Origin of the sequence: Selenobaculum gibii, assembly GCF_030273445.1 — a bacterium.
GTDB lineage: Bacteria > Bacillota > Negativicutes > ICN-92133 > ICN-92133 > Selenobaculum > Selenobaculum gibii.
In genome coordinates, this window is the sequence record NZ_CP120678.1 from 2,107,676 (window position 1) to 2,129,537 (window position 21,862).

Genomic DNA, 21,862 nt, shown 5'->3' on the forward strand with positions numbered 1-21,862 from the left:
TTGTAAAGTTGTAAACTTAATTTCATTGATTGATAAGATTTATATAAGGAGTTGTTGTTTATGAAGTCTCTTAAAAGTAAACTGGTAATTATCGGCGTCGGCCATGTCGGCTCTGCCGTTTTGAATAGAGCAATTGCGTTTCAATTAGCAAATGAAATTGTTTTAATTGATATGGATGAAAAAAAAGCCTTTGGTGAAGCACTTGATTCAAGTCATGCTACACCTTGTAACTATAGCCAAAACATCAATGTCCACATTGGCGATTATTCGGAGTGTAAAGATGCAGGCGTTATTATTATCGCTGCTGGGCCAAGTATAATGCCTGGAGAAAATTTAGACAGACTTGTACTTGCAGAGCGCAACATTGCCGTAATTCATGACATTATGCCACAAATTACCCACTATACAAAAGATGCTGTAATCATTATGATTACAAATCCATTAGATGTTACAACTTATTGCGCAGCCAAATGTTTTGACTATCCAGAGAATCGTTTATTTGGAACAGGTACAACATTAGAAACATTACGGTTTAAACGCATTATTGCAAATCACTATAACGTAGATGCTAAAGATGTACAAGGGTATATGTTAGGTGAGCATGGAAATTCAGCATTTCCCGCTTGGAGTTTACTTAATATTGGTGGAATTCCAGCTGATCAACTTGATAATTTTTTTAATAAATCGGAATCACTCGACCGTCAGGAAGTTGCAAAAGCAGTTGTTCAAGTTGCTTACGACGTTCTCAATTGCAAAGGCTATACTAATACAGGTATTGCGATGGGGGCTTGTCGACTTGCAAAGGCAGTTTTAGGAAATGAGAGAAGTATCCTTCCTGTATCTACACCATTAAAGGGCGAGTATGGCTTAACAAATGTCGCGTTAAGTCTTCCTTCATTAATTAGCGAAAACGGTATTGAACGTCGTTTTGAAGTCAACCTTCCAACTGACGAATTAGAAAAATTACATTTTAGTGCAAATAGCATAAAGGGTGTTCTACTAGCAAACAAGTTAATTTAATTCATATTATATAAAATAGACTAGGAGTAAGGTAGAATTTTAAACCATTATTGTCCTAGCTATTAAATAAAAAAGCGAACAAATTCTAAATTTGAATTTGTTCGCTTTTTTTATCTTTGGATAACGATTTCTAAAATTCGGATGGAGTTAAAACTCTATCTGAGTTAAGAACTCTGTTTATCTATTTGACGTTCTGTTTCTTTACTGCGTATTTCACGCATTTTATTCTTCTCATCTACCATAACGACGATCGGCTGATATTCTTGCGCTTCTCTTTCTTCCATCCAAGCATACGCCATAATAATAACAACATCCTCTGGTTGCACAAGTCTTGCTGCTGATCCATTTAAACAAATGACACCTGAATCAGCTTTACCCGGAATGACATAAGTTTCAAGTCTGGCTCCATTATTATTATTCACCACTTGTACACGTTCATTTGGTAATATGTTTGCCGCTTTCATTAGCGTTTCATCAATTGTAATACTGCCCATATATTTTAAATTTGCCTCTGTAACAGTTGCACAATGAATTTTTGACTTCAATAAATTAAGTAACATTATTCTCCTCCTAGGATTGTATTGTCAATTAAGCGAGTCGTACCGAACTTAACTGCTAATGCAACCAGCGCTTCTTTCGCTATCATTTCACATTCTTCTAAGTCAGGGAAAGTATAAATATCTATATAATCAATTTGTGCTAACGGTTCTGCTTGAATTTTTTCCGTTATTAACGCTTTCAATTCCGTTACGGATTTTTTGCCGCTTTTAAAAGCTTTTTGTGCTTCTTTCAAACTTTTCGATAAAACGAGAGCGGCTTTTTTTTCTTTATCGGATAAATATTTATTTCGCGAACTAAGCGCTAAACCATCTTCGGCGCGAACAATCGGCACCATATTCACTTCAACATTCATATTTAAGTCACGCACAAACCTTTTAATCACAACGACTTGTTGTGCATCTTTTTGTCCAAAGAAAGCTTTGTCGGCCTCCGTAATATTAAATAGTTTTGTAACAACTGTTGCTACGCCACGAAAATGTCCTGGACGCTTTGCACCGCATAATTTATTTGTAATATCTCCATCTACAGTTACATAAGCTGTATATCCCTTTGGATACATTTCTTCTGCACTCGGATGGAAAACCGCATCAACACCAACGGAGTCTAGTTTTTCACAATCACGGGAAAATCCACGCGGATATGCATCAAAATCTTCATTCGGACCAAATTGTGTCGGATTTACAAATACACTTGCAATAACAACATCCGCATTTTTTTTCGCATGACGCATTAACGTTAAATGTCCCTCATGTAGCGCTCCCATTGTCGGAACTAGCCCAATCGTTTTTCCTGCTTTTTTCACTGCTCTAACAAATGATTTAACTTCTGCTACCGTAGTTAACACTTTAATTTTCATTTATTTAACCTCGCAATTAATACAATTTTTCTAAAACCTCATCCGACATTGTAAACGTATGCTCCTTTGCAGGAAACTCGCGATTTATAACTTCTTGTTTATATTCCTCAATTGCTTCTTGCATTAATTTACTCAAATCAGCAAACTTTTTAACAAATTTCGGTGTAAAGTCACTATACATACCAAGCATATCATTCACTACCAAAACCTGACCATCACAGACATTACCAGCACCAATTCCAATCGTCGGTACATGAATTGTATCTGTAATCTTCTGCGCCAACTTTTCTGGGACGCATTCAAGAACCAAAGCGCACACACCAGCATCCGCAAGCAATTTAGCATCATCAATCATCTTTTGTGCCGTTTCCATATCTTTTCCCTGTACTTTAAATCCACCCAATTGATGAATAGATTGCGGTGTAAGCCCTAAGTGTCCAACGACAGGAATCCCCGCGTCAACCATTGCTCGCACTACTTCAATAATTTCTTTTCCACCTTCAACTTTTACCGCTTGTGCACCAGATTCCTTCATGATGCGCCCAGCATTACGCAGTGCATCTACAACACTTATTTGATATGACATAAATGGCATATCAACGACCACCATCGCCTGATTTACCCCACGGCATACTGCTTTTGCATGATGAATCATATCATCAACAGTTACAGGAATCGTTGATTCATACCCTAATACAACATTTCCTAAAGAGTCGCCTACTAATATCATATCTATGCCAGCATTATCAACCATTCTTGCCATCGCATAATCATAGGAAGTAAGCATTGTAATTGGTGTTTTCCTTTGCTTTCTTTCCTTTAATGTTGCTACCGTTATTTTTGCCATTTTCCATCCTCCAACACCGCAGACCTCAATTGGAGTTTCGAGATTTTTGCTGCTTCAGGCAAATAAAAAAGCCTTTCGGCAGACTCCGAAAGGCATAGTTATCCTATAAAAAATTCGCCTTCCGTCTCAGTCTACTATAGATCTAAGCGGGTAAATTTTCTTTTAATTTATGAATATAATTTCTAGCAAGCCACAGTACAACTCCAACAAGGATGTTATCTACTACCTGCCACAAATGGATAATAGCACACTCATAAATGAAATACAAGCATTTCATTTATTTAAATTTTAGAAGTAAAAGAAGTTGTAATTTTCATAAAATTGTCACAAAAAAAAGTTATTTCTCCAATTAATTATGAGAAATAACCTTTTTATTATATTTCTTTTCCATCTACATATACGAGATATGGATATAAATATTTCCCCGTATATGAGAACCATTGTGCATCTTCATCCCAATAAATAATCGCAGTTTCCATTTTTAAATAATCGTTTGCTAAATGTTTTTCGACAACAAGCACCGGTTCTGGGTTAAATACACCATTTGCCGTTTGTTTTCGGTAAGCTTGTGCAGGCATAATATAAATAGAATCGTATGTATCAACATCACCAAATATTTTCTCAGTTGCATAGGGAACAATTTTCCCATTACATTCTCCAATTAACCAAAACTGCGTATTAATTGCAACTGCCTCTTTTCCACTCCAACTACTTTTCACATACCAAAAAGATTTACCAGCAACATCCATGCGACGCAGTGTCAAAATCCGCTTGTCATGAATTGTATTCGGAGAATTCTTTAACTTCAAAATAATATCAATTGGCTTGCTTTTTGTAGATTTGTTTTTTACAACAATTTGCGAAGATCCTTCTTCATGATCAAAAGACAGTTTTTCTCCATTAATCCCAGTATAATTCACATTAAATTTTTGATCTTGTGACAACTCGGCAAAACATGTTCCTATCATAAATAGAAATATTCCAGCAAAAATTAAAACGACTTTTTGTAACACTTCTCTTCACCTCTTTTACAGATTTAAACTAATCTTACCTTTAAAATATCATAAATCCTTCTCCAGGGCAATAAATGGTAGGATTTTTGGCGTTATTCAAATTCTCGTTACATTTATCTAATGGGTAAGTTATCAGATTAAATAAACCATAACGCAAAAATATTATGCGTTATGGTTTATTTAAAAGTAGTTTTTATAACTTAAATTTAGCACTTTCCTCATTTAATTCTTGCGCGAGAACTGCTAGACTTCGACTTGCAGAGGCAATTTCTTGCATAGCCGCTGACTGCTCTTCAGTCGATGCAGATACAGTCTGCGTTTCATCAGACATCTTCTTACATGATTTATCTATATCTTCTACAGAAGTAACAATATGCTGTGTTCCATTTGCCATTTCTTCCATCGTCGTTGCAATTTCCTTCGACTGACGATTCACATGATTAACCATTTCTAATATTTTTTCAAAAGCACTACCTGCCGCACTAACAACTTCAGCTCCAACTTTAACTTCAGCAGTTCCTTCATTCATTACAACGACTGCTTCTTCTGTATCTTTTTGAATGCCTTCAATTAAATTTGCAATACGTTCTGCTGCTGCTTTCGATTGTTCTGCAAGCTTTCTAACCTCTTCTGCAACTACAGCAAAACCTTTTCCTTGTTCACCTGCACGCGCTGCTTCGATTGCCGCATTTAAAGCCAGAAGATTTGTCTGCCCTGCGATCCCTGATATCGTTTCTACAATCTGTCCAATTTCTTTGGAATTTTCCCCAAGTTTAGTAACAACCTGTGCTGAACGACTTACAGTCATCTCAATATTATTCATCTGCATTACAGCATTTTTAATAGATTCATTGCCGTCTTGTGCTGCCTTTACCGCTTCGCTAGTTTGATCAGCTGTCATACTAATTGTTGCAGAGGTTTCTTCTATTCCTGCCGACATTTGTTGCACGACATCAGTCGTCACATTTACCGCATCTACTTGATTTTCTGAGAATTCAGATACATGCGTAATAGATTGTGCTATTTGTTGAGTAACTTGAGCTGACTGATCCGCACTAGCTGTCAATTCTTCTGATGCGGCTGCCACCTGACTAGAGGTTTTTTGAATTTGTGAAATCAGCGCCTTAATGCTGCCAATCATACCATTATATTCAGTAGATAATTTTCCTAATTCATCATTAGAATACACTTCTGCCTGTACATTTAAGTCGCCTTTACTCACTGCCTCTGAAACTCGCATAAGCTCCAGAATAGATTTTCTAATATCCCGAACCATAAAATAAGCAACTGCAACCGCAATAATAAATGCAACTACCATAATAATATTTGAATATAAACTATTCGATTTATAAATTTCGTTACTTTCCAGTTTTGCGGCTTTTGCACCATCATTATTAAATGATACCAATCCCTGTACTTTATTTGCTAAGGCAGCATATACCTCAAATGAACGCCCTCTTACCAAATCACCACCTTGAATTTGATCACCAGCTCGACTAAACTTTATTACCTCTTTAGAAATCCCATAATAATCTTGATATAATTTTTCAATTTCATTGATAGCTGTTATATCTTTCTCTTTTTCTTCTTGGCTATTATACTCCATATTATCTATCAGTTTTCTATACTCTTCAAATTCATTATTGACAGACAAAACATCTTTTTCAATATCTTTTTCAATCGCTGTCATTTTATTTGTATCTCGTTCAATCAAATGATTTAGTTCTTCTCTGCGTATTTTATCTAAATTTGTGCCAATATTATTTAATATACGTGTTCCTTCCATCCAACTATCAGTAATTTCAACGGTTTTACTATTCACTTCTGATAATGAATAGTTTGCAAATGAACCTAACCCAATAAGTAAACAGACTAATACTGTAAAACTAGTAATTAACTTTGCTTTAATTGACATTTTTATCCTCCTTTTAATTCATCGTCTTGCAAATAAATTAATCTATCCTCCTTAGTCTAATGAAAATATAAATATGTTACTTTATTTATATTCTCTTCTTTCCTCTTCTCCCCTCTCAAAATTCGACATATTTTCCCCAATTTTTTTTATCTATTGTACTTTTCTACAGTTCAAAAAATTTTTTTGAATTTTGTTTATTATACAAAAATAATCCCCAAAACAACATTGTTTTGGGGATTATAAAATAAGAGCAACCTTTGTATCTTATATTTCATCTTCAACAATAACTTTGTTTCTTCCACGATTTTTCGCGGCATATAATGCTAAATCTGACCGTTTTAAAAAGTTACCATTATTCGTTCCCGTATTACGCCATTGGCTTACACCTATGCTACACGTAATCTTTTCATCTTCAAGCAATATACTATCCTCAACTGTTCTTCTTATTAATTCAGCTAGCTGGGAAGCTTCCTCCTTATCCGAATCTCGGCATAAAATAATGAACTCTTCTCCCCCATAACGAATAAAAATATGTCGTTTATCCAGCTTAGTTCGAATAACTTCAGTAAATCTAATCAATACTTCATCACCTATATCATGTCCGTAAGTATCATTAATTCTTTTAAAAAAATCTATATCTATCATAAGCATAGACAATGGAGATGCATTATGACTACTGAGAGCAACTTCTTTTTCCAATGCTTCGTTAAATTTATTACGATTATAACATTTCGTTAAAGCATCAATCTGCGATTTTTGTGTAACAACGGCAATTTCATCTTGTAGGTTTAAAGCTAAGTCAGTCAATTCTTGTTCTTTTCTTACATTATAACTAAGGATTCTCAAAATAAAAAATGCAAATGCAAAAATCCCCAAAGGCGTTACATGCGTAACCCACGGAACAATTCTAAAATGGGCACCTAAACCATCATACAAAGCAGCTAATGGTAATCCCATTAATCCAATAAGTAACACTTTGCTGTCTTCGTTTCCACGATAAGCCGATACCGCCAATTGGTATGCTACATAGCTTTGTACAATTCCTCCACTAATATAAAATGGCGATAATAAGTAATTCATCGTACTTAATCCGATACATTCACCTATAATGGCAATTAAGGCTAACACTATGTAATATGCTACAACAAGTTTTATTTTTTTCTTCTTATTATCTTCAATGACTTCATAGACTGTTAAATTTAAAAAAATGGGCATACTATAGACAGAAAGAAGTAATAAATACCACCATATTACTGGAAAGTTAAGAAAAAGCAGCTTTGTATTTGATGCCGCGACGAGCCATAATGCAAAAAATGAGAAAAATATCATCGCATATACATGTAATTTATAATGTTTATGCATACTAAGGTAGTAACATATCATAATTAAAATCATAAAAATTGTTACCGGAAAAGCAACGACATACATAGCATCGTATTGAAATAGCCTTATTGTCTGACGAACGCTATCGTCCAACATCATTCTATCAAAAATCCCCAAACGATCAGGATAATTTGAATACATTTGAAATGTTAAATTTTTTCCTTCATATTCCTCTGGCAATGCGACCATATGCCAGCTCATTCCATAAGAAAAGCGTTTATACTGGAGATCTCCATATTGATAGATCATTTTTTTATCTAAATAAACACGAAAAGATTGTTCGGTTGTCGTAAAAAATAATAAGGGGCTAATATACTGCCCTTTGGGCAAAGTAGTCGTTAACCATACGACATTCGTATTTACAGACAGCGGGGGTTGATGAGGAAAGTCAAAAGATTTCCATTCTTGATCATTGGCGATTGCAGATTGAAGCCATAATTCTGCTTTGTCTTCTGCTACAAGCAAATCGCCTTCATGGTATTTCCATTCGCCATTTAGCTCTGAACACAATGCGACGCTATAATCACTTAATAAAAAAACTAAAAGCATAATTTTTGCGATTAAAAAAAATTTTTTTCCCCTCATAACTTTCACCACAGTCATTTTCTCTAAATTTTATTTTCTTATTTATATCATATCATTTTTTTTCTTCGTGGAAAATGAAAGAATTGAGGAAATCAGTTTTAAATTTAGGTAAAACTATTTATTTCTAGCTAAATATAAAAATTAAGGGAATTTACTTTAATTTTAGAAAAATATAAATAATTTATGCTTTTCGTTTGAATTTATAACCATAACTATGATACAATCAAGGTAATGATTTTGAGCGGATTTTTATTATGTAGGAAAGTTTGATTAGTAGGCTATAATCTATTCGTTTGCTTTATCTGGCAATTAGTCTATTTTAAGACTCCCAACTTCTATAATCTAGAGTTAAGAGTAGATTGTTCCTGAAACAAGTGCGATTAGAATTCAAGGAAGTTAGAACTTCACTTGAATTAAGTCTTACTTTATTTATATTGATAAAAAAATAATAAGCATCATGAATTAAACTTTTAGTCTTAAATGAGCTATTAAATGAAAGAATGCTCATCAGATAAATATCAAAATATTGGAGGTACTATTCTTGGAAGATCAAAACAAATTATTAGTAATTCCCCTAGGAGGATTGGGGGAAATAGGAAAAAATATGACCGTGTTTCAATATGGTGACGATATCGTCATCTTAGATGCCGGTCTAGCATTCCCAGATGACGATATGTATGGAATTGATTTAGTAATTCCTGATATAACGTATCTAAAAAACAATATCGATAAAGTTCGTGGAGTTGTCTTGACACATGGGCACGAAGATCATATTGGTTCATTATCCTACTTACTCAGAGAAATCAATGTTCCTGTATATGGGACAAGATTAGCACTTGGCTTAGTAGAAGGTCGTTTAAAAGAAAATAATGTCGGGGCTTGCAAACTTGTTCCAGTACAAGCTGGTGATATTATTCAGCTAGGAATATTTAAAGTCGGATTTATTCAAGGCAGCCATTCTATTCCAGATGCTTGCGGCATCTATTTCAATACTCCAGTCGGTACAGTTGTCCATACAGGGGACTTTAAAATTGACCAAACACCTGTTGACGGTAAGTTAATTGATATTCATAAATTTGCTGAACTTGGAAATAAAGGTGTTTTACTGCTAATGTCAGATAGTACAAATGCTGAACGTCCAGGATATACTGGTTCTGAAATGGAAGTATCCATCACCCTTGATGATGCATTCCAACAATCACGCGGACGTATCATACTTGCAACCTTTGCATCTAATGTATCGCGAATTCAACAGGCAATTCATTCTGCTTGCAAATATAAACGTAAAGTAATTATTTTTGGACGCAGTATGGTAAATGTCGTAAATATTGCTACACAACTCGGTTATTTAGAAATGCCGGAAGGCACCTTAATTGAACCGGAAGAAATGAATAATTATCGTGAAGATCAGGTTTTAATTTTAACAACTGGCAGCCAAGGTGAGCCGATGTCCGGTCTTAGCCGTATGGCTACAAATAATCATCGTACTGTTTCAGTAAATCCTGGTGACACCGTTCTTATTGCAGCAACGCCAATTCCAGGAAACGAAACATCCGTATCAAAAACAATTGATAACTTACTTCGCTTAGGTGCACATGTCGTATACGAAAAAATTTCGGGAATTCACGTTTCTGGACATGCCAGCCAAGAAGAATTGAAATTGATGCTTAACCTTGTCCGTCCGAAATTCTTTATCCCAGTTCACGGCGAATATCGTATGTTAAAACAACATGGTAAAATCGCTGAACGTTTAGGAATTCCTAAAGAAAATATTTTAATCGGTGAAAATGGCTGCGTATTTGAATTTACGTCAGACAGCGCGAAAATTAACGGAAAAGTTCCATCTGGTAAAGTATTTGTCGATGGTCTTGGTGTTGGCGATGTCGGCAATATCGTTTTACGTGATCGTCAACAATTCTCTCAAGAAGGCGTTGTTATCGTCGTTGTTACCTTACAAAAAGAAGGAAATATCATTCTTGCCGGTCCAGATTTAGTATCACGTGGATTTGTCTATGTTCGTGATTCAGAAGAACTCATGAACGAGGCACAATTTAGAGTGCAAACCGCCCTTGAAAATTGTTTGGGAAACAATATTATGGAATGGGCAACATTAAAACAACAAATTCGTGAAGCACTAGGAAAATATCTATATGAAAAAACAGGACGCCGTCCGATGATTCTACCAATCATCATGGAAGTCTAATGCTAAACATAAAAAGTGCAGTTCATTTCGAACTGCACTTTTTTACGTTTATTTAGATATTTTCAATATCTCCAGCATTCCAAATACCGATATTATGTTTTTTGATCAACTCTGCAGCTTTTTCTGGCTCAGAGAACTTGATAACATTCAATGCTTCTTTGCCAATCGAAAATGCATACATATATTCAATTCCGACTTCCGTAATAATATCTTTCATCGCCTTATGTAGTGATCCAGCCGCATGATCAATACGAACACAAATGACATCCGTAAGCATTGCCGACATTCCTTCTTCTTTTAGCGCCTTGATTGCAGCCTCAGCATCGGATACAACCATTCGCATCATTCCGTATTCCGCTGTATCAGCCAAACTAAGCGCGATTAAATTCACGTTATTTCTTGCTAGAACTTCTAATAAATCAGCCAATCTTCCCGCACGATTTTCAATAAAAACTGACACTTGTTTAATAAACATAAGAACTCCCCCCCTCTCTTAGTATAGATGTCTCTTGTCGATTACGCGTTTTGCTTTACCTTCGCTACGTGTTAAAGTTTTCGGTTCCACCAATTTTACTTTCGCAACGATGTTCAGTGCGCTTTTTAATACGCCGCTGATCTTTTTCGTCAATGCATCTAAATGTCTGATTTCATCGGAGAAGAAACGATCTTCTACTTCTACCTGTACTTCTAATGTATCAAGATTATCTACACGATCGACAATTAACATATACTGCGGTAAAATTCCATCCACTTCAAGTAACGCACTTTCTACTTGTGAAGGAAACACGTTAATTCCACGGATTATAAGCATATCATCTGAACGCCCTTTAAATCGTGAAATGCGCGCTGACGTTCTGCCACATTCACATTTTTCATAAGAAATGCTCGTTAAATCTTTCGTCCGATATCTAAAGAGCGGCAATGCTTCTTTTGTAACCGTAGTGAATACAAGCTCACCCGTTTCACCTTCCGCTACCGGTTTTAATGTATTCGGGTCAATAATCTCAGGTACAAAATGATCTTCACACACATGAAGTCCTTTATGATAAATACAGTCGCCTGCAACACCAGGTCCCATAATTTCACTAAGCCCATAAATATCAAAAGCATTAATTCCTAGTTTATTTTCCAATTGAAGACGCATATTTTCTGTCCAAGGTTCAGCACCTAAAATGGCTGATTTCAATTTTATTTTATCAATCTTCCCGGCTTCCTCTAATGCTTCTGCTAAATGTACCGCATACGAAGGTGTACATGCAAGAGCTGTAGCTCCGAAGTCCTCCATCATTGTAATTTGCTTTTTCGTATTCCCAGAAGACATAGGAAGTGCCGTTCCCCCAAGGTATTCAACACCGTAATGAAGACCTAGTCCACCTGTAAAAATTCCATAACCATAAGCAACGTGCACCATATCTTCTGCTGTAATATTTGCCATAGTTAAAACTCTAGCTACGCATTCTGACCATATATCAATATCGCGACGAGTATAAGCAACAACTGTCGCTTTGCCCGTTGTACCTGATGATGCATGAATACGGGCAACTTGTGAGCGCGGTACTGCAACTAATCCAAACGGATAATTTTCCCTTAAATCATCTTTCGTTGTAAATGGAAGTTTATCTAAATCTTCAATGCTTTGAATATCTCCAGGCTCAATTCCTAACTCTTGCATCTTACGACGATAAAATGGCACTTGACGATATACACGATCCACCATTTTCACTAGTCTTGCACTTTGCAATACCTTCAACTGGTCACGGCTCATGCATTCTTTTGCTTCATTCCAAATCATGTTTTTCATCCCTCTACTTCATTATTTACTGAATTCATAGCCGATATCAAAGGCTTTTTTATTTAACTCCACTGTTTTCGGCGGTACGATTTTTTCAATAATATCATACCACTGAGCTTTGCTGAAGTTCATATTCTTTGCAGCAATCCCAAGGACAATCATATTGGATACCTTCGGATTACCTAATTTTTTTGCTTCCAAGCCAGCATCAATTGCATAAACTTGATATTTTTTTTCTAACTGCTCAAAAATATTTTGAGGATACTCGGCCATTCCTAATAGAACTGGCATTGGATCAATCCGTTGATCGTTGGCGATAATTACACCATCTTTTTTCAAGAAATGGGCGAAGCGCATTGCTTCTAAACGTTCAAACGCAATCAAAATATCTGCCATGCCTTCTTCAACAATTGGTTCAGCAACTTCCTGACCATATCGCACATAGGTAACAACACTACCGCCGCGTTGTGCCATACCATGAACTTCTGATAATTTTACATCATAGCCGGCTTCTAATGCCAAACCACCTAAAATACGACTTGTTAATAATGTCCCCTGCCCGCCAACGCCGGCAATAATAATATTTTTTACTGACATCAATTATTCACCTGCTTTCCGGATTGCTGAAAATTTACATAAATCCTGACACAGACCACAGCCAGTACAAAGTGTATCATCAATATGAATTGTGCCATCTGCGTTCTTCGACATCGCCGGACAGCCCGGTTTTAAACACATTCCACATTTACGGCATTTATCCGCAAGGGCAATATACGGTATGCGTTTGCGTTTATCTAATAGTACACAAGGCGACTTCGCTATAATAACCGTAATTTCGTCTTTTACTACAGCTTCTTTTACTGCTGCTGCCATCGCAACCAAATCAAATGCATCAATTTCCATAACATTTGGGATGCCCATCGCTTTGCACAGCGCCATAAGATTTATCATATACGTCGTTTCACCTTTTAGCGTTTTACCTGTTGCAGGATGATCTTGATGCCCCGTCATTCCCGTTGTAGAGTTATCAAGAATAATTACCGTACCTGTCGCTTTATTATAAACCATATTCATTAAAGAATTGATCCCTGTATGTAAAAACGTTGAATCACCGATAACGGCAACCCAATCTTTTGCAAACTCTTTCCCTCTGCCTTTTTCTATTCCATGCATTGTACTAATACTTGCACCCATGCAAATAAATTCATCAATTACATTAAGCGGTGCCAGTGCGCCCAGCGTATAACAACCAATATCACCTGCCGCATGTATTTTTAATTTATTTAATACCGTGAACACGCTACGATGCGGACATCCCGGACATAATACCGGTGGACGAGGCGATACCGTCGCTGGATTTTCTAACGGCAACTCTTCTTTCGCAATCGCTTTGCGAATCATATTTGCACTATATTCGCCTTGTAAAGTAAAAATCTCCTTACCGATAACTTCTATCCCCCATGATTTCACTTGTTCCTCAATCACAGGATCTAATTCTTCCACGACATAAAGCGTGTCTACTTTTGCAGCAAAAGCTTCAATTAACGGACGCGGGAGTGGATTCACAATTCCAAGTTTTAATACCGAAGCTGTCGGTAAAGCTTCTTTTACATATTGATACGGAATCCCACTCGTGATAATGCCAATTTTCGAATCGTTCATCTCTACACAATTCACAGGAAAATTCGCCCCATCTTCCGCAAGACGTTTATCTCTCTCTTCTACAACTGGATGACGAAATTTTGCATGCCCCGGAATCATTACATTTTTTTTGATGTCACGTACATATTCCTTATCGGAAACATCTTCTCGATCACATAATTCAACAATTCCTTGCGAATGAGACAATCTAGTCGTCGTTCGTACAATCACAGGAGTATCATATTTTTCACTTAATTCATAAGCAATTTTGACAAAGTCTTTCGCTTCTTGGCTATCTGACGGTTCAAGTACCGGTACGTGAGCAGCTCTCGCAACTGCTCTTGTATCCTGTTCATTTTGTGAACTATATAAGCCAGGATCATCAGCAACTGCAAGTACCATTCCACCATTTACCCCCATATAAGAAAACGTATAGAGTGGATCTGCCGCTACATTTAGTCCAACCTGCTTCATTGATGCCAATGCACGCACTCCTGCAATAGATGCTCCCATCGCCACTTCTGCGGCAACTTTTTCATTTGGCGACCATTCTGCATAAATTTCATCATATTTTGCAATGCTTTCACTAATTTCTGTACTCGGTGTACCTGGATAAGCTGCAGATACCTTAACACCAGCCTCGTATGCCCCACGGGCAATCGCTTCATTTCCTAATAAAATTACTTTTTTCTTCATCAAAACAGAATCCTCTCATTCCATTATCTAAATCTAATATTTTTAGGAATAAAATAATCATTATACCATCCCATAAATCCATTTGTATTTCTTATCAAAATACATACATATTTTATTATATAATAAATCCTTCATATCGTCTAAATATTTTTGTAAGTTTGTAAACTTTATATGTTTTATCTAAATTCTTTTTCCATTTGCAATAATTTTTCTTTTATATCCAGACCAGCTGCATATCCTGTCAATGCACCATTACTTCCGATCACTCGATGGCAAGGAACCATAAACAAAATAGGATTACGATTGTTTGCCATCCCTACAGCCCTTGCAGCTTTTTGATTGCCGATTGAAGTTGCCAGCTGTCCATAAGTGTAGGTTTGTCCATAAGGAATTTCTCTAAGTTTCTGCCATACCTTCATTTGGAAATCTGTACCGTGTAAGCTGAGGGGAACATCAAAACTTTTTCGTTTTCCCGTAAAAAATTCTCTTAATTCTAGTTTTGCCTGTGCTAATAAGGGTGTCTCTTGCTCTACTATTTTCCCGCATAAAAAGCCATTATTTTTTAAGGCAATTTGACTGATTCCATCTCCATCATCCACAATAATGAACTCACCATAATCATTTTTATCAAAAGAAAAAAATTGCATAGTACTCCCCCGCTTCCGTCATTTTCTCGTTTCATTATAACGCATCTATAAATTTTCAGTAATACCGCCCATCTAATTCACTAACAACTTATTTTTTTTATAAAAAATACGATATATTTTATATAAGGATATATTTTTTTCTAAGGAGGGAACCCAAATGGAAATATCGTCATCAATACAAAACACATATGTAAATCAATCTTATACCCAAGCAGCAAAGGAAACAACTCAAAAATTAACAAGTAAAGATAGCCAAAAGGATGCTGATACAATTCTTACTCTTGGCAAATCTACCGAAAAAGTTACTTATGACCGTCCTAAAGGATTAAGCAGTGAACAAACACGAGCACTGCAAGAATATCAAGCAACCTCACAACAACAAATGTTGCAATCTATGATGCAAAACATTCTGCAAAGCCATAATCAAGAATATCAAAATGGTGTACAACTAAATTTTAATGGTGTATTTATAAACGCTAGTGAATTTAATCTTCCACCCGTTGGAACAACTCCAGAAGAAGCTGCTTCTGCAATCGCAGAAGGCGGCAATTACTCAGTGGACGCGGTGGCTACCCGTATCTTTTCTTTAGCTGAAAAAATTGCAAACGGAGATCCAGAAAGACTTGCAACCATGAAATCAGCCGTTGAAGCAGGGTTTAAACAAGCTGGTACAGCTTTTAATTCCATGACAAAATCAGCTTTACCTCAAATCTGCAGCGATACATATGATGAAATTATGAAACGCTTTTCAGACTTAGAACAAAAGCTCGCAGGCTCCACGGAAAGCACGATAGTTGAATCATAAACCAATGAATAGAAATATCCTATTTATTTCATTATGCTAAATAGATAGGATATTTTTTATTTTGAATTTATTTGAAATTGATAGAAAATTTTGCTACAATATGGTGATATAGTTAAAAATACCATTATAATGAGGTGAAACGATTGCCATCATCCACAAATAAAAAACCTCAAAGCTTTGAACATAGCTTTGATCGCAAACGTCATACTTTAGGCTTATTTATCGCTCCTCTATTCGCACTTATTATTTTTTTCTTACCGATACCAGGGTTAACATTGTCGGCCCATAAACTCCTTGCAATTATGACCTTAGTTTCTTTATGGTGGATTACTGAGCCTGTCCCGATCGCAGTTACCTCTTTATTAGGACCAACTTTAGCAGTTATTTTTGGTGTTATTTCTGTAAAAGATGGATTTGCCCCTTTCGCAAATCCAATTATTTTCTTGTTTATGGGGGGTTTTATCCTCGCTAAAGCAATGATGGTTCATGGATTAGATAAAAGGTTCGCTTTTGGACTTTTGTCAATGAAATGGGTTGGCTCAAGTCCAACAAGAATATTTTTGGCAATTGGAATTGCCTCTATGCTCTGTTCCGGTTGGGTAAGCAACACCGCAACAGCAGCTATGATGATGCCGATTGCCTTAGGTTTATTAACCGCAATCAAAGATATGTTTGCCGCCAATGGAAGGAATATTCATTTGCACGAATACAAATATGCTACTGGATTAATGCTAATGACCGCATATGCGGCGTCTATCGGTGGGGTTTTAACACCAATTGGTACTCCACCAAATTTAATTATGTTAGGATTTCTTGATCAAATGGCGAATATCAAGATTTCTTTTTTTGAATGGATGACATGGGGCTCCATTGCAATGATTTTTTATTTTATTATCACTTATCTGCTTTTAAAAAAGCTATTTCCAGCTGACGTTTCCTCTATCAATGGTGCAAAAGAACTGATTGATAAAAAAGTACAAGAACTGGGCAGTTGGACACAAGGGCAAAAAAATACGGCATTTGCTTTTGGACTAGCTGTCTGTCTCTGGATATTCCCTGGGATTCTTAATATATTTTTAGGTAGTGATTCTCCTGTATTAAAACTGTACGATCAACTATTACCTGAATCAATTGTCGCAATGCTTGCCGCATTATTGCTTTTTCTGCTCCCTGTAAATTGGGAAAAACGCACGTTCACATTAAAATGGAAAGACGCGGTAGATGGAATTGAATGGGGCACACTTATTCTTTTTGGTGGTGGCTTATCCTTAGGGCACATGATGTACACAACAGGTTTATCAAAATGGATTGGCGATGGCATTGCCAATTCTTTAGGCGAGCCAAATTTACTTATGATAGTTACCGTGTTTTCTTTACTTGCATTAATCATGTCTGAACTAACTTCGCATACAGCCGCAACCAATATGGTTGGCCCCCTTGGAATTACAGCGGCTCTTTCTGCTGGTTTTGATCCTACACCAGTAGCCGTTGCAATTGCGTTATCCGCGTCACTCGGCTTTATGCTTCCAGTTTCTACTCCACCAAATGCAATCGTATATGCTAGCGGCTATGTACCTATTACAAAAATGATTTCTACTGGTTTTATTATAGATTTAATCGGGATTTTTTTAATTACGATTCCAATTGTAATCTATTTTGTCACTTGGATATTAAGCTAAAATATATTCTAAAAAAATACTTCAAATTAAAAGGTAGCCTATAGGCGACAGTTTTTAGTGTCTCTCCTATAGGCTACCTTTATATTCCAAGTTAAACTTTCCTTTTGCTTTTTATTGCAAAATCACCTAAAATAACAATGAAAGAAAACGCAATGGAGGTATTTATGAAAATTACATATCTAGGACATGCCAGCCTACTTGTTCAGTCAAAAAATTATTCTGTAATTATTGATCCATATTTAAGTAAAAATCCCCTCATTGACATTGATCCAAAAACAATAAACGTTGATGCTGTCATCGTAAGCCATGGACATCATGATCATATCGGAGATAGTATCACAATTGCTAAAAATAATCATTGCCCAATCGTCGCCAGCCGTCAACTATGTAATCATTTTCTACTAAGCGATCATAGTGTATCCACAATTTCTGCACAAATAGGCGTAAGAACGCAACTTGCTTGGGGCGAAATAGAATTAACCCCAGCAATTCATGGGGATAAAGTCGATATTATAAATAATCTCAAAGATACTGCTCCACCGACAGGCATACTTCTTACAATGAACGGCAAAACACTTTATCACCTAGGCGACACATATTTATTTGATGAAATGAAAACGATTGGCGATACACATACAATTGCCATTGCAGCTCTTCCAATTGGCGGTATTTATACCACCGACATTGATGAATCTATTATCGTCGCCAAAAAAATCAAAGCTAAGCAGTATATACCAATACATTATGATACATTTGAAGATATACAAGCAAATCCAAAAGAATGGCAAGAAAAAATGCAGTCAAATGGATTTAACACTACACTCATCAATTATAAAGAAACGATATCTATTTAAATAAAAAAACTCTACAAAGGACGTATCCTTTGTAGAGTTTTTTTATTTAGTTATTTTAGCAAAAGCCATTTTTTCTATTATATTACGATACTCCGGATATTTTTTAAGTAATGCATCTTGCGTAAAAAGTTCAAATCCATCAAAAGTAAATTGTGGCGTCGTTACACAACTAATTAAAGTAAATTCATCCCGCTTTATATTTTCCGCAGCAAAAATAGCTCCTTTAGGTATAATCACCATTGGTTTTTCTCCTTTAGTGAAATCTATTCCCAAAACCTCTTCTTGCAATCGTCCATCTGGATAAATCAAATATACCTTTAACCCGCAGCCTTTATGATAATACCAAATTTCGTCACAATCAATTTGATGGAAATGTGAAACTTCTTCTCGGTCTAATAAAAAATAAATGCTCCCTGATATTGCTCGATCAACATCTTGCAAACGATTTGGAGCACTATATACTCGAGAAAACCAACCGCCCTCTGGATGTTTCTTTAAATTAAGTCCTTCAATCAACTGCTTTGTAGCTCTCATTCAAATTACACTCCATTCATTTAAATAACGTATATCCATTGCATATTATTACTAAGCTTTTCTATTTAGACTATCAAAATTCATTCAAAAATACAACGTAATAATATTTGCGTCCCAATAATTTATTTAATTAACTATAACTTATCCACAAAATATAAGTAAATAAGAACAATGTGGTGTGAATAAGTTTATTTTTTAGAAAGTTTTCTTTATCAACTCTCAAAAAGAAAAAATCCAAGCAGCTTATTAAACCACTTGGATTTTTTTTATTCTTTATCGTGCCAGACTTCTATTCCTTTTTGACTTGGTAGAATGTCCGCGTCAAAAACAGGCTCTTTTATGCCTTTACGTTTTTGCGCTGTATAATCTTTCAATGCAATTAAAGCATACTTCGCTAAAAAAGCTATAGCAATTAAATTAGTAATCGCCATAAGTCCCATAAATAAATCTGCCAGATCCCACACTAACGAAATCTTCGCAACTGAACCAAATAAAACCATTCCTACTACAGCAATCCGAAAAATCATTAACCAAATTGGGCTAGAATGTAGAAATTCAATATTACTTTCTCCATAATAATAGTTTCCAATAATAGAACTAAAGGCAAACAACAATACGAAAATCGCCAATAAGCTTGGTGCAAATACACCGATATGCGAAGCTAACGAAGCTTGTACTAGCTCAATTCCTGTTAAATTTGTCATATTATAATCGACAGTTAACAAAACAATAAACGCGGAAGATGAGCATACGATTAACGTATCAACAAATACTCCCAAAGCCTGAATCAACCCCTGCTGCACTGGATGAGAAACATCTGCTGTCGCTGCTGCATTCGGTACCGACCCCATCCCAGCTTCATTAGAAAAAAGACCGCGTTTAATACCTGCCATCATTGCAGCTCCAAGTCCACCACCTAATGCAGCATCCGCACTAAATGCAGTTGAGAAAATCTCTTCAAAGACAAGTGGCAACATCGATAAATTCGTAACAATAATATACAAAGCAACTAAAATATAAATGCTCGCCATAATCGGTACTAACCACTCAGTTACTTTTGCAATTCGTGTAACACCACCAAAAATAACGATGGCCGTTAAAATTGCCAAGCCAATCCCCATCATCATCCGCTCAATACCAAATGCCGATTGAACGGCAAGCGTAATTGTATTGGCTTGTACAGAATTAAAAATCAATCCAAACGTAATACTAATCAGCACGGCAAAAAATATCGCAATCCCACGCTGTCCAAGTGCATTTTTAATATAATACGCTGGACCACCACGATATCCACCCCTACCATCATTAATCTTATAAACTTGCGCTAATGTACTTTCGATAAAACCAGTTGCCGAACCAATCATTGCAATAATCCACATCCAAAGAATCGCACCCGGACCACCACTAACGATTGCTATTGCAACCCCGGCAATATTTCCTACACCAACACGTGACGCCGTACTAATACAAAAAGCCTGAAATGAAGAAACTCTATTTTCTCCAACCTTACTGCCAACTCCTTGTGTAAGTAAGCGAAACATTTCTCCAATCATTCGTATTTGCACAAATTTCGTTGCAAATGAAAAATATGCACCTAGTACCAACAACATAAAAATCAAAATATATGACCATATAATATCATTGATGCTATTCACAAAAGAATCCAATAATTCCATAAATCCCTCTTCAACCCTTTCTATATCCATACTGATTCAATAAAAACCCAACACGAACAAATTACGTTTTTACATAACCGCTATTATATCATAAACAAGGTGTTTTCAAAAATAGTTTTAATACTACTGAAATCAAAATAAGGTAAACTTCAGTTTAATCTCAGCAAAACGATAGCTAAAACTCGTCATTTATTATATAAAATCCTTATTTTATATAATATTATCCTATCTTCATTTGAATCATACGTTATAGAAATATTTTTATTTAATTCGAAAATAATTCAATATCTATATTGCGCAGAGATTTTACTAATCGATCAGAAACTCTATCTCCCTCTACTAAATGGCCATATAATAATGAAGAATATGGATTATGCAACCGCATCTTGCTTTCAATATATACCAACTTTACCCTTGACATTAGATGAATCTATTGCTAAATTAACGCCAAAAAACATGTTTGAAACTCAAAAAAATGCTAGTGAATCATAAACTGCCCCCAGAAGTTAGACCTAAATCTAACTTTTGTGGGCAGTTCAATTTACTAGCATTTTTTAAACGATTCTATCCTATGATTAACCTGCTCTATCAATTAAGAGCGACTAAATCCCCAGGTAACAAAATTTTTATTCTCATCATGACTATAGTTCCGCTGTATCAAAAAGTAATGTCACTGGACCATCGTTGATTGATACAACTTGCATATCCGCTCCAAACTCACCATGTTCTACGCTAAAGCCACGATTTTTACACTCCTCCATAAACTTTTCATACAATGGAATTGCAATTGATGGTTTTGCCGCATTTGAAAAGCCCGGACGCCTACTTTTTAAATCTGCAAATAACGTAAACTGTGATACAACTAGAAGCTGTCCGCCTACTGTTTCTAGATTCAAATTCATCTTTCCGTTTTCATCTTCAAAAACGCGTGCTCCACAAATTTTATCTGCCAGTTTGACTGCCTCAAATTCTGTATCCTCAGGCGCAATTCCTAAAAGGACAAGAAACCCTTGTTCAATACTCCCCTTTACTTTCCCCTCAATTTGAACTGATGCACGCTTTACTCTAGTTACTACTGCTCGCATGTACAAATCTCCTTTTAAATATAAAGCGACCCTAATGCCTCAAAAATATTAGAACCGTAGAATTATATCC

Annotated in this window: 19 protein-coding genes; 5 read left to right on the forward strand and 14 right to left on the reverse strand. The window is 35.9% G+C overall.

Translation table 11 applies throughout. From position 1 onward, the window contains the following. The first annotated feature begins 60 nt into the window (after positions 1 to 60). Positions 61 to 1,020 carry an L-lactate dehydrogenase gene (locus P3F81_RS10095; RefSeq protein WP_147670029.1) on the forward strand — a complete coding sequence of 320 codons (960 nt, stop codon included), beginning with the start codon at positions 61 to 63 and terminating at the stop codon, positions 1,018 to 1,020. Positions 1,021 to 1,184: 164 nt separating this feature from the next. On the opposite strand, the gene panD is transcribed toward P3F81_RS10095, so the two are convergent. The 6 genes from panD to P3F81_RS10125 form a co-directional block, all read right to left on the reverse strand. Further along, positions 1,185 to 1,580, reverse strand: coding sequence for an aspartate 1-decarboxylase (gene panD, locus P3F81_RS10100; protein ID WP_147670030.1), 396 nt, complete (start codon positions 1,578 to 1,580; stop codon positions 1,185 to 1,187). After that, on the reverse strand, positions 1,580 to 2,431 hold the full coding sequence (gene panC / locus P3F81_RS10105) for a pantoate--beta-alanine ligase (RefSeq protein WP_147670203.1): 852 nt from the start codon (positions 2,429 to 2,431) through the stop codon (positions 1,580 to 1,582). The genes panD and panC overlap by 1 nt, the downstream gene beginning before the upstream one ends. A gap of 22 nt (positions 2,432 to 2,453) precedes the next feature. After that, on the reverse strand, positions 2,454 to 3,284 hold the full coding sequence (gene panB, locus P3F81_RS10110; protein WP_147670031.1) for a 3-methyl-2-oxobutanoate hydroxymethyltransferase: 831 nt from the start codon (positions 3,282 to 3,284) through the stop codon (positions 2,454 to 2,456). 374 nt (positions 3,285 to 3,658) lie between these two features. Further along, entirely contained in the window at positions 3,659 to 4,297 is a 639-nt protein-coding gene (locus P3F81_RS10115) for a hypothetical protein (RefSeq protein ID WP_147670032.1), read from the reverse strand. A gap of 193 nt (positions 4,298 to 4,490) precedes the next feature. Next, a complete protein-coding gene (locus P3F81_RS10120; protein WP_147670033.1) occupies positions 4,491 to 6,212 on the reverse strand; it encodes a methyl-accepting chemotaxis protein in 1,722 nt (573 codons plus the stop codon). Between the two features lie 264 nt (positions 6,213 to 6,476). Beyond that, positions 6,477 to 8,180: a GGDEF domain-containing protein gene (locus P3F81_RS10125; protein ID WP_309320364.1), complete on the reverse strand. Its 1,704-nt coding sequence runs from the start codon at positions 8,178 to 8,180 to the stop codon at positions 6,477 to 6,479. Between the two features lie 541 nt (positions 8,181 to 8,721). Between P3F81_RS10125 and P3F81_RS10130 the strand changes: the two genes are divergently transcribed. After that, complete coding sequence (locus tag P3F81_RS10130) at positions 8,722 to 10,383, forward strand: ribonuclease J (protein ID WP_147670035.1); 1,662 nt, start codon at positions 8,722 to 8,724, stop codon at positions 10,381 to 10,383. A 52-nt stretch (positions 10,384 to 10,435) separates the two neighbouring features. Here the strand turns inward: P3F81_RS10130 and P3F81_RS10135 are convergent, their stop codons facing one another. The 5 genes from P3F81_RS10135 to P3F81_RS10155 all read right to left on the reverse strand — a co-directional run bounded on the left by P3F81_RS10135 (position 10,436) and on the right by P3F81_RS10155 (position 15,159). After that, positions 10,436 to 10,858: an ACT domain-containing protein gene (locus P3F81_RS10135; protein ID WP_147670036.1), complete on the reverse strand. Its 423-nt coding sequence runs from the start codon at positions 10,856 to 10,858 to the stop codon at positions 10,436 to 10,438. Positions 10,859 to 10,876: 18 nt separating this feature from the next. Then, on the reverse strand, positions 10,877 to 12,175 hold the full coding sequence (locus tag P3F81_RS10140; RefSeq protein WP_147670037.1) for a phenylacetate--CoA ligase family protein: 1,299 nt from the start codon (positions 12,173 to 12,175) through the stop codon (positions 10,877 to 10,879). Between the two features lie 21 nt (positions 12,176 to 12,196). Further along, on the reverse strand, positions 12,197 to 12,772 hold the full coding sequence (locus tag P3F81_RS10145; RefSeq protein ID WP_147670038.1) for an indolepyruvate oxidoreductase subunit beta: 576 nt from the start codon (positions 12,770 to 12,772) through the stop codon (positions 12,197 to 12,199). Between the two features lie 3 nt (positions 12,773 to 12,775). After that, entirely contained in the window at positions 12,776 to 14,512 is a 1,737-nt protein-coding gene (iorA, locus tag P3F81_RS10150; RefSeq protein WP_147670204.1) for an indolepyruvate ferredoxin oxidoreductase subunit alpha, read from the reverse strand. A gap of 176 nt (positions 14,513 to 14,688) precedes the next feature. Further along, positions 14,689 to 15,159: a methylated-DNA--[protein]-cysteine S-methyltransferase gene (locus P3F81_RS10155; protein ID WP_147670039.1), complete on the reverse strand. Its 471-nt coding sequence runs from the start codon at positions 15,157 to 15,159 to the stop codon at positions 14,689 to 14,691. A 157-nt stretch (positions 15,160 to 15,316) separates the two neighbouring features. Here P3F81_RS10155 and P3F81_RS10160 point away from each other — a divergent pair, with 157 nt between their 5' ends. The 3 genes from P3F81_RS10160 to P3F81_RS10170 all read left to right on the forward strand — a co-directional run bounded on the left by P3F81_RS10160 (position 15,317) and on the right by P3F81_RS10170 (position 18,497). Then, positions 15,317 to 15,964 carry a hypothetical protein gene (locus P3F81_RS10160; protein ID WP_147670040.1) on the forward strand — a complete coding sequence of 216 codons (648 nt, stop codon included), beginning with the start codon at positions 15,317 to 15,319 and terminating at the stop codon, positions 15,962 to 15,964. Between the two features lie 143 nt (positions 15,965 to 16,107). Further along, the gene (locus tag P3F81_RS10165; protein ID WP_309320365.1) at positions 16,108 to 17,643 is read left to right on the forward strand and encodes an SLC13 family permease; all 1,536 of its coding nucleotides are present in this window, start codon (positions 16,108 to 16,110) and stop codon (positions 17,641 to 17,643) included. A gap of 164 nt (positions 17,644 to 17,807) precedes the next feature. Next, entirely contained in the window at positions 17,808 to 18,497 is a 690-nt protein-coding gene (locus tag P3F81_RS10170) for a metal-dependent hydrolase (RefSeq protein WP_309320366.1), read from the forward strand. Positions 18,498 to 18,539: 42 nt separating this feature from the next. On the opposite strand, the gene P3F81_RS10175 is transcribed toward P3F81_RS10170, so the two are convergent. The 3 genes from P3F81_RS10175 to dtd all read right to left on the reverse strand — a co-directional run bounded on the left by P3F81_RS10175 (position 18,540) and on the right by dtd (position 21,792). After that, the gene (locus tag P3F81_RS10175; RefSeq protein WP_147670043.1) at positions 18,540 to 19,031 is read right to left on the reverse strand and encodes a cupin domain-containing protein; all 492 of its coding nucleotides are present in this window, start codon (positions 19,029 to 19,031) and stop codon (positions 18,540 to 18,542) included. Between the two features lie 266 nt (positions 19,032 to 19,297). Continuing rightward, positions 19,298 to 20,707, reverse strand: coding sequence for an alanine/glycine:cation symporter family protein (locus P3F81_RS10180; RefSeq protein ID WP_147670044.1), 1,410 nt, complete (start codon positions 20,705 to 20,707; stop codon positions 19,298 to 19,300). A 641-nt stretch (positions 20,708 to 21,348) separates the two neighbouring features. Next, positions 21,349 to 21,792, reverse strand: coding sequence for a D-aminoacyl-tRNA deacylase (gene dtd, locus P3F81_RS10185; RefSeq protein WP_147670045.1), 444 nt, complete (start codon positions 21,790 to 21,792; stop codon positions 21,349 to 21,351). Positions 21,793 to 21,862 lie beyond the last annotated feature (70 nt).